13 protein-coding genes are annotated in these 17,915 nt (G+C 61.0%); 8 read left to right on the top strand and 5 right to left on the bottom strand.

The genetic code is table 11. The features are described from left to right. Position 1: 1 nt before the first annotated feature. The gene (cra, locus tag AB4N82_RS05740; RefSeq protein ID WP_095183806.1) at positions 2–997 is read right to left on the bottom strand and encodes a catabolite repressor/activator; all 996 of its coding nucleotides are present in this window, start codon (positions 995–997) and stop codon (positions 2–4) included. Between the two features lie 294 nt (positions 998–1,291). Between cra and ptsP the strand changes: the two genes are divergently transcribed. From ptsP to AB4N82_RS05720, 4 genes are read left to right on the top strand one after another with little or no spacing between them, the layout of a single operon-like run. Beyond that, positions 1,292–4,150, top strand: coding sequence for a phosphoenolpyruvate--protein phosphotransferase (ptsP, locus tag AB4N82_RS05735; RefSeq protein WP_122680383.1), 2,859 nt, complete (start codon positions 1,292–1,294; stop codon positions 4,148–4,150). Continuing rightward, complete coding sequence (gene pfkB / locus AB4N82_RS05730) at positions 4,151–5,071, top strand: 1-phosphofructokinase (protein ID WP_095183808.1); 921 nt, start codon at positions 4,151–4,153, stop codon at positions 5,069–5,071. Between the two features lie 11 nt (positions 5,072–5,082). Next, positions 5,083–6,798 (top strand): PTS fructose-like transporter subunit IIB, encoded by a 1,716-nt coding sequence (locus AB4N82_RS05725; RefSeq protein WP_122752400.1) that lies wholly within the window; start codon positions 5,083–5,085, stop codon positions 6,796–6,798. Between the two features lie 44 nt (positions 6,799–6,842). Next, a complete protein-coding gene (locus AB4N82_RS05720) occupies positions 6,843–8,384 on the top strand; it encodes an alkaline phosphatase D family protein (RefSeq protein ID WP_460104604.1) in 1,542 nt (513 codons plus the stop codon). 56 nt (positions 8,385–8,440) lie between these two features. Here AB4N82_RS05720 and AB4N82_RS05715 read toward each other — a convergent pair whose 3' ends face one another. Next, on the bottom strand, positions 8,441–10,966 hold the full coding sequence (locus AB4N82_RS05715) for a PepSY domain-containing protein (RefSeq protein WP_460104603.1): 2,526 nt from the start codon (positions 10,964–10,966) through the stop codon (positions 8,441–8,443). A gap of 135 nt (positions 10,967–11,101) precedes the next feature. Continuing rightward, positions 11,102–13,405, bottom strand: coding sequence for a TonB-dependent receptor (locus AB4N82_RS05710; protein WP_095183812.1), 2,304 nt, complete (start codon positions 13,403–13,405; stop codon positions 11,102–11,104). 205 nt (positions 13,406–13,610) lie between these two features. Here AB4N82_RS05710 and AB4N82_RS05705 point away from each other — a divergent pair, with 205 nt between their 5' ends. The 4 genes from AB4N82_RS05705 to AB4N82_RS05690 all read left to right on the top strand — a co-directional run bounded on the left by AB4N82_RS05705 (position 13,611) and on the right by AB4N82_RS05690 (position 15,880). After that, positions 13,611–14,291 carry a Fe2+-dependent dioxygenase gene (locus tag AB4N82_RS05705; protein WP_032886214.1) on the top strand — a complete coding sequence of 227 codons (681 nt, stop codon included), beginning with the start codon at positions 13,611–13,613 and terminating at the stop codon, positions 14,289–14,291. Positions 14,292–14,293: 2 nt separating this feature from the next. Then, positions 14,294–15,043 (top strand): tetratricopeptide repeat protein, encoded by a 750-nt coding sequence (locus AB4N82_RS05700; RefSeq protein ID WP_122680378.1) that lies wholly within the window; start codon positions 14,294–14,296, stop codon positions 15,041–15,043. A gap of 197 nt (positions 15,044–15,240) precedes the next feature. Further along, positions 15,241–15,423 (top strand): type II toxin-antitoxin system HicA family toxin, encoded by a 183-nt coding sequence (locus tag AB4N82_RS05695; protein ID WP_122764730.1) that lies wholly within the window; start codon positions 15,241–15,243, stop codon positions 15,421–15,423. A 55-nt stretch (positions 15,424–15,478) separates the two neighbouring features. Then, positions 15,479–15,880, top strand: a complete 402-nt coding sequence (locus tag AB4N82_RS05690) for a type II toxin-antitoxin system HicB family antitoxin (RefSeq protein WP_095183816.1) — start codon at positions 15,479–15,481, stop codon at positions 15,878–15,880. 73 nt (positions 15,881–15,953) lie between these two features. Here AB4N82_RS05690 and AB4N82_RS05685 read toward each other — a convergent pair whose 3' ends face one another. Then, complete coding sequence (locus AB4N82_RS05685; protein ID WP_032886216.1) at positions 15,954–17,117, bottom strand: type III PLP-dependent enzyme; 1,164 nt, start codon at positions 17,115–17,117, stop codon at positions 15,954–15,956. A 419-nt stretch (positions 17,118–17,536) separates the two neighbouring features. Continuing rightward, positions 17,537–17,884: a hypothetical protein gene (locus AB4N82_RS05680; protein WP_032886217.1), complete on the bottom strand. Its 348-nt coding sequence runs from the start codon at positions 17,882–17,884 to the stop codon at positions 17,537–17,539. Between the last annotated feature and the right edge of the window lie 31 nt (positions 17,885–17,915).

Genomic DNA, 17,915 nt, shown 5'->3' with positions numbered 1-17,915 from the left:
CTCAGGCCTCGTGGATCCGCTGTTTGAAGGTCCGGCCGATCGCATGCACGCCCGGTTGGTACTGCTCTTCTTCAATCGCGGCCAAGGCCAGGCGCAAGGCAGCGTCGGCAATCAGTTGATGTTGCTGGGCCATGGCGTTGACCGGCAGCGGCAGAAAATCCAGCAGCTGAGTGTCACCAAAGGTGCCCAAGCGCAGCGGGCGCGACTTGAGTGGGAAGTCATGCAGCGCGTCAAACACACCCTGCAAGAGCACGTAGGACGTGGTCACCAGTGCGTCAGGCAAATGCCCCAGTCGTTGCAGTAGTTGTTCCATCAACTGTCTGCCGCAATCACGGCTGAAGGATTCGCCGTGTTCGACGATCACCTCGCCTGTGAAGCCTTGCAGCGCTTCACGAAAACCATCGGCACGCTCCTGGCTGATGTTCAGCTCAGGCCGTGCGCCGATCAGCACGATCTGTTTGGGCAGTGGTTGCAGCAGGCTGCTGGTCAGTTGCTGGCACGCCTGGCGGTCGTCGCTGACCACTGAGCAGAACTGGTCTGGTTCCATCACCCGGTCGATAGCGATCACCGGTAAGCCTTTGGCTTGCAGCTCGCGGTAGCTGTTATCGCTGGCGGGCAGGCAACTGGCCACGAACAACGCATCGCAACGCCGCGCGCGGAACAGTTGCAGCAGTTGGCGCTCGCTGTCCGCCTCATCGTCGGAACTGGCGATCAGCAACTGATAGCCGCGCGCGCGGGCGCCTTGTTCCAATAGCTTGGCGATTCGTGCGTAACTGGGGTTTTCCAAGTCGGGCAGAATAAAGCCCAAGGTGCGCGTGTGCCGACTGCGCAGCCCGGCGGCTTGGGGGTTGGGCGTAAAGCCATGGGCTTCGACCACGGCACGCACTCGCTCAACGGTGGCGTTGCTGATGCGTTGCTGTTCGGCCTTGCCATTGATGACGTAGCTGGCGGTGGTCACGGACACACCGGCTAGACGCGCGATATCACTGAGTTTCAAACCGGGATTTCCTTGTTTTTTGGAGCTTGCCCCGACATTTTTTCCAATCGTAACCGATTCCAGCCTACGACCCATGTTCCAGCTCAAGTGCCGAGTGGTCCTTCAAGGATGCACAATTAACGCGTAATCTGCCTTAAATTCTAGATTAAACGTTTCAGCCAGCGTATTTTTACGACGTTCGCTACTGAGTGCCTACTGCCAATTGACTACTCAGTCAGTTATTACCGAACGCCTCTACACTGTTTTATTCAAAACAATACCTAGTGCACCCATTGCACTAACTAGGAGAACGGCATGCTTGAGCTCACTGTAGAGCAGATATCCATGGGCCAAGTGGCTGCGGATAAATCTGCTGCCTTGCACCTGCTCGCTGACAAACTGGTGGCTGATGGCCTGGTCGCCGAGGGATACCTCAGCGGCTTGCAAGCCCGTGAAGCCCAAGGCTCGACCTTTCTCGGCCAGGGTATTGCCATCCCCCACGGCACTCCCGAAACCCGCGACCAAGTGTTTTCCACCGGCGTGCGCCTGTTGCAGTTCCCCGAAGGGGTGGACTGGGGCGACGGTCAGATTGTCTACCTGGCCATCGGCATTGCCGCCAAGTCCGATGAACACCTGCGCCTGCTGCAACTGCTCACCCGCGCCCTCGGTGAAACCGATCTGGGCCAGGCCTTGCGCCGTGCTGGCAGCGCTGAAGCGTTGCTGAAACTGCTGCAAGGCGCCCCGCAGGAGCTGGCGCTGGACGCGCAGATGATCAGCTTGGGCGTGTCCGCCGATGACTTCGAAGAGCTTGTCTGGAGAGGCGCACGCCTGTTGCGCCAGGCCGATTGTGTGAGCAATGGTTTCGCCGCTGTGTTGCAGCAGGTCGATGCGTTGCCCCTGGGCGATGGCTTGTGGTGGTTGCACAGCGAGCAGACGGTCAAGCGCCCTGGTCTGGCGTTCGTCACGCCCGACAAACCCATGCGCTATCTCGGTCAGCCGCTCAATGGCCTGTTCTGCCTGGCCAGCCTGGGCGAAGCCCATCAGGCGTTGCTTGAACGCCTGTGCGCGCTGTTGATCGAAGGCCGAGGCCAGGAATTGGGTCGCGCCACCAGCAGCCGTGCGGTACTCGAAGTGCTGGGCGGTGAACTGCCGCCGGACTGGCCGAGTGCCCGCATCACCCTGGCCAACGCCCATGGCCTGCACGCGCGGCCGGCGAAGATCCTCGCGCAATTGGCAAAAAGTTTTGAAGGCGACATCCGTGTGCGCATCGTCGATGGCCCCGTGGGCGCCGTGTCGGTGAAGAGCCTGAGCAAGTTGCTCAGCCTGGGCGCCCGTCGCGGCCAGGTGCTGGAGTTTGTCGCCGAGCCGACCATTGCTGGTGATGCGCTGCCCGCGCTATTGGCGGCAGTAGAAGAGGGCCTGGGTGAAGAGGTCGAGCCATTGCCGACCGCGAGCGCCCAGCCTGCCATCGTTGAGGCCGAACCCACGCTCAGCGCACCGCTGGCCGGCAGCCAGGTCCAGGCCATCGCCGCTGCGCCCGGCATTGCCATCGGCCCTGCGCATGTGCAGATCCAGCAAGTGTTCGATTACCCGCTGCGCGGTGAGTCCTCGGCCATTGAGCGCCAGCGCCTGCAAGATGCACTCGCTGAGGTACGCCGCGATATCCATGGCCTGATCGAGCGCAGCCAATCCAAGGCGATTCGCGAGATTTTTATCACCCACCAGGAAATGCTCGACGACCCGGAACTCACCGATGAAGTCGACACCCGTCTCAAGCAAGGCGAAAGCGCCGAAGCCGCCTGGATGAGCGTGATCGAAGCCGCCGCCAAGCAGCAGGAGTCGTTGCAGGATGCTCTTCTCGCTGAACGCGCCGCCGATCTGCGTGACATTGGTCGGCGGGTGCTGGCCCAACTGTGCGGTGTCGAAACCGCCCAAGAGCCTACCGAGCCCTACATCCTGGTGATGGACGAAGTCGGCCCTTCAGACGTTGCCCGTCTGGACCCGGCTCGCGTTGCCGGCATCCTCACTGCCCGTGGTGGCGCTACGGCCCACAGCGCTATCGTCGCCCGTGCCCTTGGTATCCCCGCGCTGGTCGGCGCCGGTCCGGCCGTGTTGCTGCTGGCCTCCGGCACGCCGCTGTTGCTGGATGGCCAGCGCGGTCGCCTGCACGTGGACGCCGACGCCGCCACCCTGCAACGCGCTACCGTCGAGCGCGACACCCGCGAACAACGCCTGCAAGCCGCCTCGGCCCAGCGTCACGAGCCAGCTGTCACCCGTGACGGCCACGCCGTGGAAGTGTTTGCCAATATCGGCGAGAGCGCAGGTGTTGCCAAAGCGGTCGAGCAGGGCGCCGAAGGCATTGGCCTGTTGCGCACCGAACTGATCTTCATGGCCCACCCGCAAGCCCCGGACGAAGCCACCCAGGAAGCCGAATACCGCCGCGTTCTCGACGGCCTCGACGGGCGCCCGCTGGTGGTGCGCACCCTTGATGTGGGCGGCGATAAACCGTTGCCTTACTGGCCGATTGCCGAGGAAGAAAACCCCTTCCTTGGTGTGCGTGGCATTCGCCTAACGCTGCAACGCCCGCAGATCATGGAGGCGCAATTGCGCGCGCTGTTGCGCTCGGCGGATAACCGTCCCCTTCGCATCATGTTTCCCATGGTCGGCAGCGTGGATGAATGGCGCGCAGCCCGGGACATGACCGAGCGCCTGCGCCTGGAAATCCCGGTGGCCGACCTGCAACTGGGCATCATGATCGAAGTGCCATCCGCTGCGTTGTTGGCGCCGGTGCTGGCCAAAGAGGTCGACTTCTTCAGCGTTGGCACCAACGACCTGACCCAGTACACCCTGGCCATCGACCGTGGCCATCCGACCTTGTCGGCCCAGGCCGATGGCCTGCACCCCGCGGTACTGCAACTGATCGATATCACCGTGCGTGCGGCCCATGCCCATGGCAAATGGGTCGGCGTATGCGGCGAGCTGGCGGCAGACCCGCTGGCGGTGCCGGTGCTGGTCGGCTTGGGTGTGGATGAGTTGAGTGTGTCCGCCCGCAGCATTCCTGAAGTGAAGGCGCGGGTGCGTGAATTCAGTCTGAGCGAGGCCCAGGGCCTGGCGCAAAAAGCACTGGCGGTGGGTTCTCCTGCTGAAGTGCGTGCCCTTGTGGAGGCCGTGTAAATGGCAAGGATTTTAAGCCTGACGCTGAACCCGGCGTTGGACCTTACGGTGCGCCTGCCGCGCCTGGAACCCGGTGAAGTCAACCGCAGCGACACCGTGCTCACCCATGCCGCCGGCAAGGGTGTGAATGTGGCGCAAGTGTTGGCAGATCTTGGGCATCAGGTGACCGTGGGCGGCTTTCTGGGGGAGGACAATCCTCAAGCTTTTGAGGCCCTGATCGCACGCCGTGGTTTTGCCGACGCGTTTATCCGCGTCCCCGGCGAAACCCGCAGCAATATCAAGATTGCCGAGCAGGACGGCCGGGTCACCGACATCAACGCGCCAGGTCCGCTGGTCAGTGAGCAGGCGCAACAGGCGTTGCTCGATCAACTCACGCGAATTGCCCCCGGGCATGACGCGGTGGTGGTCGCCGGCAGCTTGCCTCGCGGCGTCACCCCGCAGTGGTTGCATGGGGTGTTGGTGCAGTTGAAACACCTCGGTTTGAAAGTCGCGCTGGACACCAGCGGCGAAGCGTTGCGCGCCGGTTTGCAGGCGGGCCCATGGTTGGTCAAACCCAATACTGAGGAACTCGCCGACGCTCTGGATAACGCTGCGGATGCCATCAGCCAACTGCATCAACAAGGTGTGGAACATGTGGTGGTCTCCGACGGCGCCGCAGGCGTGAGCTGGTACAGCTCGGGCGCCACACTGCATGCGACGCCGCCCAAGGTCACGGTGGCGAGCACCGTAGGCGCCGGCGACTCGCTGCTGGCAGGCATGCTCCACGGTCTGCTCAGCGGCGAAGCCCCCGAGCACACCCTGCGCCGCGCCACTGCGATTGCTGCGATGGCGGTGACGCAGATCGGTTTTGGCATCAGCGATGACGCGCAGTTGGCGCACCTCGAAAGCGGCGTCCTCGTACGCCCGCTGACAGAACAATAAGAGGGTTTGTGATGAAGTTAGCCATTGTTACTGCCTGCCCGAACGGCATGGTCACCAGTGTGCTGTGTGCCCGCTTGTTGGACGCTGCCGCGCAGCGCCAGGGTTGGAGCACCAGCGTTGAAGTGGTGGATGTGCAGCACCCGGAACGCGCGCTGTCCCAGACGACCATCGACGCTGCCGAGTGGGTGTTGCTGGTCAGCAGCACCCCGGTGGATATGCAGCGCTTTGTTGGCAAGCGCGTGTTTCAGAGCACGCCGGCCCAAGCGCTGGCGGATGTTGAAGCGGTATTGCGCCGGGGCGCTGAAGAAGCACTGGTGCATGTCGCCAGCCAAGCGCCAGCGGCGTCGAAGCAGGCACCGCGTATCGTCGCGGTTACCGCGTGCCCCACTGGCGTGGCCCATACCTTCATGGCCGCCGAAGCCTTGCAGCAGACGGCCAAGCGCCTGGGCTATGACTTGCAGGTCGAGACCCAAGGCTCGGTCGGCGCACGCACGCCGCTGAGCCCGGAGGCTATCGCCAACGCGGACGTGGTGTTGCTCGCGGCGGATATTGAAGTCGCCACCGAGCGCTTCGCCGGCAAGAAGATCTACCGCTGCGGCACCGGTATTGCGCTCAAGCAATCCGAAGCGACCCTCAACAAGGCCTTGGCCGAAGGCGCGGTGGAAAACGCGGGCAACGCTGCCGTGGCCAAGAAAGAAAAAACCGGCGTGTACAAACACCTGCTCACCGGGGTGTCGTTCATGTTGCCGATGGTGGTGGCGGGCGGCTTGTTGATCGCTTTGTCGTTTGCCTTTGGCATTCACGCGTTCGAGCAGGAAGGTACTTTGGCGGCCGCGTTGAAAACCGTCGGCAACAGTGCCTTTACGCTGATGGTGCCGCTGTTGGCGGGTTATATCGCGTACTCGATTGCCGACCGTCCGGGTATCGCACCGGGTATGATCGGCGGCCTGTTGGCCGGCACGTTGGGGGCGGGGTTTATCGGCGGCATCCTTGCCGGTTTCCTGGCGGGTTACTGCGTCAAGTTGATCACCCGTGCTGTGCAATTACCGCAAAGCATGGAGGCGCTCAAGCCGATCCTGATCATCCCGTTGCTGGCGAGCCTGATTACCGGCCTGGCGATGATCTATCTGGTGGGCCCGCCTGTGGCGCGCATGCTGACCAGTCTCACGGATTTCCTCAGCACCATGGGCACCACCAATGCGGTGCTGTTGGGCATCCTGCTGGGCGGCATGATGTGCGTGGATCTGGGCGGGCCGATCAACAAGGCAGCCTATGCGTTTTCGGTGGGTTTGCTGGCAGCGTCCAGTGGGGCGCCGATGGCCGCGACCATGGCCGCCGGCATGGTGCCGCCGATTGGCATGGGCATCGCAACGTTCCTGGCGCGTCGTAAATTTGCCCAGACCGAGCGCGAAGCCGGCAAGGCCGCGATGATCCTTGGCCTGTGCTTTATCTCTGAAGGCGCGATCCCGTTTGCGGCTAAAGACCCGCTGCGGGTGATCCCGGCCAGCATCGCCGGTGGCGCGTTGACTGGCGCTTTGTCGATGTATTTCGGCTGCAAACTCGCCGCGCCCCATGGTGGGCTGTTTGTGCTGGTGATCCCGGGTGCGATCAACCACGCGCTCTTTTACCTGTTGGCGATTGTCGCGGGTAGCCTGTTGACCGGTTTGGTCTATGCCGTGATCAAACGTCCTGAAACGGTGGAACTGGCTGTCGCACCGGTGTCATAAGCGCGTGCTTAAGTGGCCCTTTTGATACTCAAGAGGGCACCTGCATGAGCCATTTCGATCTGGGCCGGCGCCGTGTGATGCAAGTCGTCGGCGCCGGCCTTTTGCTGCCGGGTCTGGCGCCGGCGGTGATTGCTTCGGTGAAGGACCGGCCGCAACTCACCGACGGCGTACAGTCCGGCGACCTACTGGGCGACCGCGCCCTGATCTGGAGCCGCAGCGACCGCCCGGCGAGGATGGTGGTGGAGTGGGACACCCGCAGCGTGTTCAGCAACCCACGCCGATTCATCTCGCCTTTGGCCGACAACCGCAGCGACTTCACCGCCCGCGTCGAACTCACCGGGCTGCCCGCCGACCAGGCGATTTTCTACCGTGTGCACTTCGAAGATGCCCAAACCGGTGTCGCCAGCGAGCCGTGGTTCGGCCACCTGCGCAGCGTGCCGCAACAGCGTCGCGACATCCGGTTTGTGTGGAGTGGCGACACCGTCGGCCAAGGCTTCGGCATCAACCCGGACATCGGCGGCATGCGCATCTACGAAGCCATGCGCCTGCGCCTGCCGGACTTCTTTATCCACAGCGGCGACACCATCTACGCCGACGGCCCGGTGCCGGCGCAACTGCCCACCGAAGGCGGACGCATCTGGCGCAATATCACCACCGAGGCCAAGAGCAAAGTTGCTGAAACCCTCGACGAATACCGCGGCAACTACCGCTATAACCTGCTGGATGAAAACGTACGCCGCTTCAATGTTGAAGTGCCGCAGATCTGGCAGTGGGACGACCACGAGGTTGTGAACAACTGGTCGCCCAGCAAGCAACTCGACGAGCGTTACCAGACCAAGGACATCAACACCCTGGTCGGTCGTGCGCGCCAGGCCTGGTTGGAATATGCGCCGATGCGTTTGCAGGGCGCCGATGGCGGCGGGCGGATTTATCGCAAGCTAAGCTACGGGCCGCTGCTGGATGTGTTTGTGCTGGATATGCGCAGCTATCGCGGCGGCAACGATGACAATCTGGGCGGTGAAAAACCCTTCCTTGGCCGCGAACAGCTGGACTGGCTCAAGCGCGAACTCAAGGCTTCGACGGCGCAATGGAAAGTGATCGCCGCCGACATGCCCATTGGCCTGGGTGTGCCCGACGGTGAAGTCAGCCCCGGCGTGCCGCGCTGGGAGGCGATTGCCAATGGTGACCCCGGCCCGGCGCAAGGGCGCGAGCTGGAAATCGCCGAACTGTTGGCATTTCTGCGCGCGCAGAAGGTACGTAATCATGTGTGGCTGACGGCGGATGTGCACTACTGCGCGGCGCATCACTATCACCCGGATCGGGCGGCGTTTCAGGATTTTGAGCCGTTCTGGGAGTTTGTTGCCGGGCCTTTGAATGCGGGCAGCTTCGGCCCGAACCCCTTGGATAAAACCTTTGGCCCTGAGGTGGTGTTCGAGAAGGCCCCACCCGCGCAGAACACCTCGCCGTTTGCCGGGTTTCAGTTTTTTGGCGAAGTGCAGATTGATGGGCAGACAGCGGAGTTGACTGTGACTTTGCGCGACCTGGATGGGGTCTCGGTATTCCAGCAAAAACTGCAACCGGTCTGACTTGAAATGCACTCTAAATGAGGGAGGAGGCTTGCCCCCTCCCACATTGGATCACATCAGTAGACATCCCGGCGGTAGCGGCCTTGTTCGATCAAGCGCTCCACCGCTTCACTTCCCAGTATGTCGACCAGCGCCTGATCCACCCCGGCCGCCATCCCCTGCAAACTTCCGCACACGTAAATCGCTGCGCCATCGGCCAGCCATTTGCGCAGCACATCGGCCGATTCGCGCAGGCGGTCCTGCACGTAAATCTTCTCTTCCTGATCGCGGGAGAATGCCAGGTCCAGCAACGCCAAATCACCGCTGGCCAGCCAGCCTTGCAGTTCGTCCTGGCACAGGTAGTCGTGGGCGATATTGCGTTCGCCGAACAGCAGCCAGTTGCGCTGCTGGCCATCGGCAATCCGCGCCTTGAGCAAGCTGCGCAAGCCCGCCAGACCGGTGCCATTGCCCAGCAGGATCAGCGGCACTGGGACGTCCGGCAGGTGGAAGCCACTGTTACGCCGCAGGCGCAGGCTGATGCCCGTGCCGAGGGCTGCGTGTTCGGTGAGCCAGCCGGAACCCAGGCCCAGGCTGCCGTCGGGGTGGCGTTCCTGGCGCACGATCAACTCCAGCACGCCGTCGCTGGCAATCGAGGCGATGGAGTATTCGCGCATGCCCAAGGGCGCCAATGCGTTCACCAGCGCCTGGGCATGCATGCCCACCAGATGCGCACGGTTTCCCGGCAGTTGGCGCGTGGCCAGGGCTTGAGCGAGTGGAGTGGACAAACCGTCGATCAACACGCCATCGGTGCCGGTCAGGCCAAGCCCACTCAGGAAGTGCTCAATGGCCCATGGGCAGTTGCGGGGCAGCACTTCTACCAAATCGCCGGCTTGCCAGCTTTGTGGCGAAGGCGGGGTGAAGCCGAGCAGGTAAACGTCCGAGCCCGTGCTGTTGCGGTTGAGCAGGCTGCGTTGGGTGAGTGTCCAGTGTTCGTACTGGGCCGTCGGCCATGCAGCGGCCGGTGCATGACCTGTTAACTGTCCGAGCTCTTGTTGCCAATGCAGCAGCGCGGCCGTGTCGCCGCTGTCCACTTCCACCGGGGCGAACAGCGGGTTGCCGCCCTGGTTGGTCAGCCAGAAATGCAGGCGCCGGGCAAAGCCGCAGAAGTGTTCGTACTGACGATCACCCAGCGCCAGCACCGAGTAATTCAGACCTTTGAGGGACAGGTCCTGGCCGAGCACTGCGCGTTCAAAACCCCGGGCGCTGTCCGGGGCTTCGCCGTCGCCGAAGGTGCTGACCACGAACAGCGCATTTTCTGATTGGCGCAGGTCGTCCTGGCTCACACTGCCCAAGGACTGCACCTTCACTGGCAGACCAGCCGCCTGCAATTGTCCGGCGGTCTGCCAGGCCAGTTGCTCGGCAAACCCGCTCTGGCTGGCAAAGCCGATCAGCCAGGCCGGAGCGTCGCTGTGGTTGGCGCTTAGGCCGTTGCGGGCGTCGCGCACCTGGCGTTTTTTGCGGCGACGGTCCAGGTACAGCAACCAGCCAGTGATGAAGAACAGCGGCATCAGCAATGAGCTGACGGTAAGGATGATTCGCCCGGCCAGGCCGAAGTAACTGCCGGTGTGCAGCGCATAGATGCTGGTCAGCAACTGCGCCTTGAAGCTTTTACTGGCGTACTGGTCATGGGATTTGACCTCGCCGGTGGCCGGGTCCAGGTTGATCTGGTTGAGGGCACGGTCATGGGGCGAGTCTTTCAGCAGGTAGTAGACGGTCGCCGGTTGCCCTGCAACGGCGGGCATGCGGATGTTATAGGCATTCAAACCCGGGCCGGCCTGGCTGTAGATGCTGCTCCACATCGCGTCATAGTTGGCTACCGGTGCTGGGCCTTCCGGCGGCGGGCCGCGCTTGCGCATCCGCTCGGTTTGCGGCGCATCGGACAGCAGTTTGTTCAGGCCCTGGCTGTACCAGTCGTAGGACCAGGACAACCCGGTGAGCGCCGCGAGCAAGTACGCCAGCAGGCACCAGGTGCCGAATACCGAGTGCAGGTCCCAGTTGAAACTGCGGCCTTTTTTGCGCCAGTCCAAGGTCAGCCACACACGCCAGTTTGCCACCTGGCGCGGCCAGCGCAGGTACAGGCCGGACAGGCAGAAAAACACCAGGATCAGCGTGCAGGCGCCCGTGATATTTCGCCCGGTTTCACCCATGGCGAGAAAGCGGTGCAGTTGCAGGATAAAACCGAAGAAGTCCTGGCCGACCGCATCGCCCATGTAGTCGCCGGTGTAGGGATCGAAGTAGCGCAGTTGGCCACGTCGCTCACCCGGCGGTGGGGTAAAGAACACGCGCGCGGCGTTGCCACTTTCGCTTTCCACGAACAGCATGGACACGGTCTTGCCTTCGGTGGCTTCAAGTTTGCGCACCAGTTCGGCAGGCGGAAGCACGCCGGCTTCGCGTTTTTCTACGCTCAGTACGTGGGGGTTGAGAGCCCGCAGTAGTTCATCCTGGAACGAGACCGCAGCCCCGGTGATCCCCATCAAGGCCAGCACCAGCCCGGCAGTAATGCCGAAAAACCAGTGCAACTGGAACAGGGTTTTCTTCAACACGTCTGACCGCCTCGTCTGTCTGGGTATGTAGGGCACGGCGCGCATTATGCCGTGGCTTGTCGAGAAACATTCTGTTTAACACGCAAAAGCCCCACGCATCCGATGCGTGGGGCTTTTTGCTATGTGGAGCGGTGTTTAGAAGTGGAAGCTGGTGGACACCAGCGCCGTGCGCCCAGCCGCCTGGTTGGCGAAGTGCGAGGCGTAGGCCTTGTCGTAATAAGTCTTGTCCGTGAGGTTTTGCACGTTCAACTGCAGGTCGACGTTTTTGGTCAGCTTGTAGCTGGCCATGGCGTCGTAGCGAGTGTAGGACGGCACGTACACGGTGTTGGCCGCATCGCCATAAACCTGGTCGACGTAGAACGCGCCACCGCCGACGGTCAGCTTCGGCGTTACGTCGTACGTGGTCCACAGGCTGAAGGCGTTCTTCGGGGTGTTGGGCATTTGGTTGCCTTTGTTGGAACCGGCCTGGACCACGCCCTGGCGGTTACCGTTTTTGCCTGGGTCAACCAGTTCGGCTTTCAGGTAGCTGTAGCCGGCGAACACTTGCCATTGATCGGTGATCTTGCCGCTGGCCGACAGTTCCAGGCCATCGACTCGCGACTCGCCCGCGGTTTCGTAGGTGTTGGAATCCACCAGGATGCGGGTGTTTTTCTTCTCGGTGCGGAACACCGCTGCAGCCAGGGACAGGCGGTTGTGGAACAGGTCCCACTTGGTGCCCAGCTCGTAGTTGACGGTTTCTTCGGGTTTCAGGTCGCTGGTGTTGATACCGGTCGGGATCGCGTTGTTGTCGACGCCTTCACCCACCAGGCCGCCGGCCGGCGATGCTGATGTGGCGTAGGAGGTGTAGATGCTGCCGTTGTCCAACGGCTTCCAGACCAGGCCGGCCTGCCAGTTGAAGAACTGGCTGTCGTCCTTGACCTTGCTGCGTGCCTTGACCGTCGAGGAGGGGACGGCATTGGTGTTGGCTTCGGTGTCGAAGGTGTCGTAGCGCAGGCCGACGTTCAGCAACCATTTCGGGTCCAGCTCAATGGTGTCGAACACGTAGGCGGCGCGGCTGGTGGCCTTGGTGTTGGTGCCGTTGTAGTTGCGCGCGATGCTGCCGGTCCAGGCGTCATCCGGGTTCGGGTTGCTCAGCGAGGTGCACTGACCGCCCAGGCTGCCGGCGGCCACGGTACAGGTCGGGTTGGTGTTCGGGCTGACGGTGTAACCGCTGACGCGGGTTTCTTCGCCAGTGAATTCCAGGCCGGTGGAGTAACTGTGCTTGAAGCCCAGGGCCTGGAAGTTGCCGAACAGGTCGGTCTGGTTGGTGGTGGTCGTGGTGGTCGACACGCGGGTGTTGGCGCGGCGCCAAACGGTACCGAAACGGTTGACGTTGCGCTGGCTGTCGTCGGGCTGGGTAAGGACGTAGTCCTGGCCGGTGCTGCCATGGCGCAGGGTGTTTTTCAGCGTCATGTCGTCGTTCAGGTCGTGCTCAATGGAGATTGTGCTGATGTCGGCGCGGGTCTTTCGGAAGTCACGATCCTTGAGACCGTAGAAGTTATTGCTGTCGCCGCCGTCGGTGGGCTTGTCATGGCCGTGGGTGGTGGCGGTCGACGAGCTATAGCCGTAGGGAATGCCCGAATCCGGCAGGTCGTTGCTTTCCATGTGGTAGTAGCTGAGGTTGACGCGGGTCGGGGTGCCCAGGCCAAAGGTCAGCGACGGGGCCACGCCCCAACGGTCGTAATTCACGGCGTCACGGCCGGCCACGTTCTGCTCATGGGTCATCAGGTTCAGGCGGAACGCGGCGCTGTCGTCGAGGAACTGGCGGTTTACATCGAGCACGTAGCGACGGGTCTGGTCGGAACCGTAGGTGAAACCGCCGTTGGTGAAGTCCCGGGCTTGCGGGGTTTTGCTCACCAGATTGAGGCTGCCACCGGCCGAGCCACGACCGCCGAAAGAGGAGTTCGGGCCTTTGCTGACTTCAATGGACTCGATGTCGAAAATCTCACGGCTCTGGCCGCCGGTGTCGCGAACACCGTCCAGGTAGGTGTCACCCTGGGCATCGAAGCCGCGGATGAATGGACGGTCACCTTGAGGGTTGCCGCCTTCGCCGGCGCCGAAGGTAATGCCCGGTACGGTGCGCAAGGCATCCTGCAACGAGGTAGCGGCGGTGTCCTTGAGTACTTGTTGCGGCACGACGGTGACGGAACGTGGCGTGTCCACCAGAGGCGCAGTGTATTTCTGCGAAGAGGCTTTCTCGACCTGGTAGGAGGTAGCGTCCTGTTCTTCCCCGGTGATGCTGGTGGCGCCCAGGGAGATGCTGTTGCGCTGGCCTTTTTGTTCTGTGTCTTCGGCCGCTTGCGCCATATGGGCGACAGAACTGGCACCGAGGGCGACGCCGATGGCCGAGGCCAGCAAACGCGGTGAACTGGCAGTTGTTTTTAGCGTAGTGCGCGACATGACGTGTCCTTTCCCCAAGGATGTGAGGCCGCGGAATATAGGGTGAACAAGTATTCATATCAATTGCGATACATTGCTAATTGCGCTGAATTTACATTCTTTACACTTTTTGCTTACGGTTTTTACGGACTCGTCCGTCATGGCGTTTTACAGGGCGGATAAGAATCAATACCATTGGCGCCTCTCTGCCTACAGGTATTGCCCCATGCTGCTGCACATTCCCGGCCTGTTCTCTCGCGAGGAAGTGCAGCGCATCCGCCAAGCCCTGGAAAGTGCCGATTGGGCCGACGGAAAAATTACCGCTGGGCATCAGTCCGCCAAAGCCAAACACAATCTGCAATTGCCCGAAGGCCACCCGCTGGCCAAGGAAATCGGCGCGGCGATGCTCGAACGTTTGTGGCAAAACCCTCTGTTCATGTCAGCGGCGTTACCACACAAGGTGTTCCCTCCGTTGCTGAACTGCTACACCGCCGGTGGCAGTTTCGACTTCCATATCGACAACGCCGTGCGTCAGCCTAAAGGCAGTCACGAGCGGGTGCGCACCGACCTTTCATCCACGCTGTTTTTCAGCGACCCGGATGAATACGACGGCGGCGAACTGGAGATCCAGGACACTTTCGGTCTGCAACGGGTCAAGTTGCCCGCCGGCGACATGGTGCTGTACCCCGGCTCCAGCCTTCACAAAGTCAACGCCGTAACCCGTGGCGCGCGCTATGCCTCGTTCTTCTGGACCCAAAGCCTGGTGCGCGAAGACAGCCAGCGCACGTTGCTGTTCGAGATGGACGGCGCGATCCAGCAACTGACCCGCGACGTGCCCGATCATCCCGCGCTGATTCAGCTCACCGGCACCTATCACAACCTGCTGCGTCGCTGGGTAGAGGTCTGAGCATGGGCTTCCTATTGCGCCGCGAAGAGGTGCTCAACGTCGAACAACTGCAAGGCATGCTCGACGACTCACCGGTACGAGCCGCCCAGGCGATTCTGATCGCAGCGAAGGAAGGTGTGGTGGATGCCCAGGCCTTGCTCGGGCAAATCCTGCTGGAGGGACGCGGCATCGCACGCGATGAAGCGCTGGCATTGCGCTGGTTCCGCATCGCGGCTCAGAGCGGGCATTTGATGGCCCGTAATATGGCCGGGCGTTGCCTTGAGCATGGCTGGGGCTGTGCCGTCGATGAAGCGGCGGCGGTGCGGGAGTACCGCTTGGCGGCGCAGGCCGGATTGGATTGGGGGCAGTACAACTACGCCAACTTACTGGCGACTGGCCGTGGTGTTGCTGAAGATCAGCAGCAAGCACTGATGTGTTATCGCCAGGCGGCGGAGCAGGGGCACGCCAAGTCGATGAACCTGCTGGGGCGCTACCTGGAAGAAGGCCAGTTTTGCCCGAAGGACCTGGATGCAGCCGTTGAGTGGTACCGCCGCTCAGCCGAAGGCGGGGATTTTCGCGGGCAGTTCAGTTATGCGGCGGTGTTGGCCGACAGAGGCCAGATCGAGGCGGCGCTGGAGTGGCTGCGCAAGGCGTTGGCGGGCGGTAATCTGAAGTTCCTGCGCACGGCGCACAAGGCGCTGGCAGCGGCGAATGATCCGCGTATTCGTGCGATGGCGCAGGCCTATCAACAGCGGGCTGCGATACTTTCATAGTGCACAAAAGCTTTTAACAGTCCGTGGCATAGAAACTGACATTACTTCGCTGGCGAAAAGGATTTACACATCGTCATCATTGCCTCACACGAGCCTGCTTATACGTTAAGCGGGCTTTTTCATTGGTGTGTCTCGTGTGTATAAAAAAGCGCATTGCCTAATGGCGGTGTGTAATATACACACTGAAGGGTGAGGCGATGAGAAGTCGAGAGGTGATTGAGCTGCTGGTTGCGGATGGTTGGTTTGAGGTGGCAGTAAAGGGCAGTCATCACCAGTTCAAGCACCCGGTGAAGCGAGGGCGATTGACCGTTCCTCATCCCAAGTCGGAAATTGCAAAGGGCACTTTGCACAGTATTTTCAAGTCAGCAGGTCTCAAGTGATGGCCCCCATTGATGAGTTGAATGAGTTCTGTGAGGCTCGTTCAAAGGAGGAACAATGAAGTTTCCCGTGGTAGTACATAAAGATGCTGACTCGGACTACAGCGTGACGGTCCCCGACGTACCAGGGTGTTTTTCGGCTGGTGGGTCGTTTTCCGAAGCGCTGGATAATGTCCGTGAGGCACTCGCACTGCATCTGGAAGGGCTGGTTGCAGACCAGGAAACACTTCCCCATGCGCAGGAGGTTGATGCCCATTGGGATAACCCGGATTTTGCCGGTGGCGTATGGGCGATAGTCGACTTTGATCTCACCCCTTATCTGGGGAGATCGGTGCGGTTCAATGCTTCTTTGCCGGAACAGTTGTTGCAGCGCATTGATGAGCGAGTGCAAAAGGATCACCGCTATGCGTCGCGGTCAGGGTTTCTGGCGACGGCGGCGTTGCGTGAGTTATCTGCGTGACGCAACGGGTGATGACAAATCACAGGCATAAAAAAACCCATGACACGTCATGGGTTTTTTATTGGCCGGCTACTTACACGTAGAACGACTTCAGCGGCGGAAAGCCATTGAACTCAACTGCGCTGTAGCTGGTGGTGTAGGCACCGGTCGACAACCAGTACAAACGATCACCGATGGCCAGGTTCAGCGGCAGGCCGTACTTGTAGTTTTCGTACATGATGTCGGCGCTGTCACAGGTTGGGCCGGCGATGACCACTTCTTCCATCTCGCCTTTCTTCTCGGTCCAGATCGGGAACTTGATAGCTTCGTCCATGGTTTCGATCAGGCCGGAGAACTTGCCCACATCCGTGTACACCCAACGCTCGACGGCGGTACGGGACTTACGTGCAACCAACACCACTTCGCTGACCAGGATACCGGCGTTGGCGATCAACGAACGGCCTGGCTCCAGGATGATTTCCGGCAGGTCGTCGCCGAAGTCTTCCTTGAGGAAGCGGATGATTTCTTCAGCGTAGGTTTCCAGGCTGTTGGTGCGGGTGATGTAGTTGGCCGGGAAGCCGCCGCCCATGTTGATCAGCTTGAGGTGGATGTTGTCTTCTTCCTTCAGGCGCTCGAAGATCACTTTGACCTTGGCGATTGCCGCGTCCCACACGCTGATGTCGCGCTGCTGGGAGCCTACGTGGAACGAGATACCGTACGGCACCAGGCCCAGGTCACGGGCGAGGATCAGCAGGTCCATGGCCATGTCGGTCTGGCAGCCGAACTTGCGCGACAGAGGCCAGTCAGCGGTGGTCGAGCCTTCGGTGAGGATGCGCACATACACTTTCGAACCCGGCGCGGCCTTGGCGATATTGCGCAGGTCGGCTTCGGAGTCGGTGGAGAACAGGCGCACGCCCTTCTCGTAGAAGTAGCGGATGTCCTTGGATTTCTTGATGGTGTTGCCGTAGCTGATACGGTCGGCGCTGACGCCACGGTCCATGACCTTGTCCAGCTCATAGATCGAGGCGATGTCGAAGCTCGAACCCTTGTCTTTCAACAGGTCGATGATCTCGACAGCTGGGTTGGCCTTGACCGCGTAATACACCTTGGCGAATTCGAAACCGGCGCGCAGGTCATCGTAGGCCTGGCTGATCATGGCGGTGTCGATTACCACGAACGGGGTTTCTTGCTTGTCGGCGAACGCCTTCATTTTGTCAAAAGTGGCGCGCGCGAAATAATCTTCGACGTTGATCGACATGCTGGGAACTCCTAAGGGCAAACTAAAATTAGCAATGGGTGCAAATGAACGTCCTCCGTATCCCCACTTTGGTTCGCCTACTTCCCAAGGCATGTCGCCGAAAGCAAAAAGGCCATGGGATCAACTGCGTCCCTTGGCCTTGCTGTCTCGTCGTCAGTACTTGAGCCGGATGGATCGTTTCCAGCATGGACGTTCGGCGCGAACTTTAGGGCGTGAGGGGCTTGAGATCAACTAAAAATGTCGCGTTTTTGCACGCGTTCGTCGCGCGATGGCGTGCAGCTACTTATGTAACCGACAGGTGTGACGGATTGATGTTCCCCAAAAGGGGAAAATTGAAGGGGATTCAGCGCTTTCGTGGCGAAGGAGTAAGTGCCTTCGCCACGAAGGCTATCAGCGTGGGGCAATCAGCCAACAAAACGTCAGAACGGAATCAGGGTGAAGCTATGGGTCTTCTTAATGTCCGGGTATTGAGCCGTGGAAACGATAAATGAAACGTTTGTAGTGCTCTGTACATTCCTTACCGTCAGCGTACCGTTCAATGGCCCCGGGCCTGATGCGAAGCTGGCCCCTGATGTGCTTGTACTCCAGGTTGTGGTGACGTTTGGAATCGCGGTGCCGCGTTCGTCCACGAGCTGGGCAGCGATCGTCAATTTGAAGTCTTCGCCTCGTTTGACACGCTGTGGTTCAGCGATTCCACCGATGATCATTTCCGCTGGGGCCCGGGTTTTTTCCCCGGAGATTGGAGTGGCCGATTCTTTCGTACTCATAGGGAGCCTCGTAGGTTCAAGACGTTAGGTG

It is taken from the genome of Pseudomonas sp. H1_D04 (assembly GCF_054683855.1).
The sequence above is the reverse complement of the archived record's forward strand: the minus strand, read 5'-3'. Positions and strand labels throughout refer to the sequence as shown.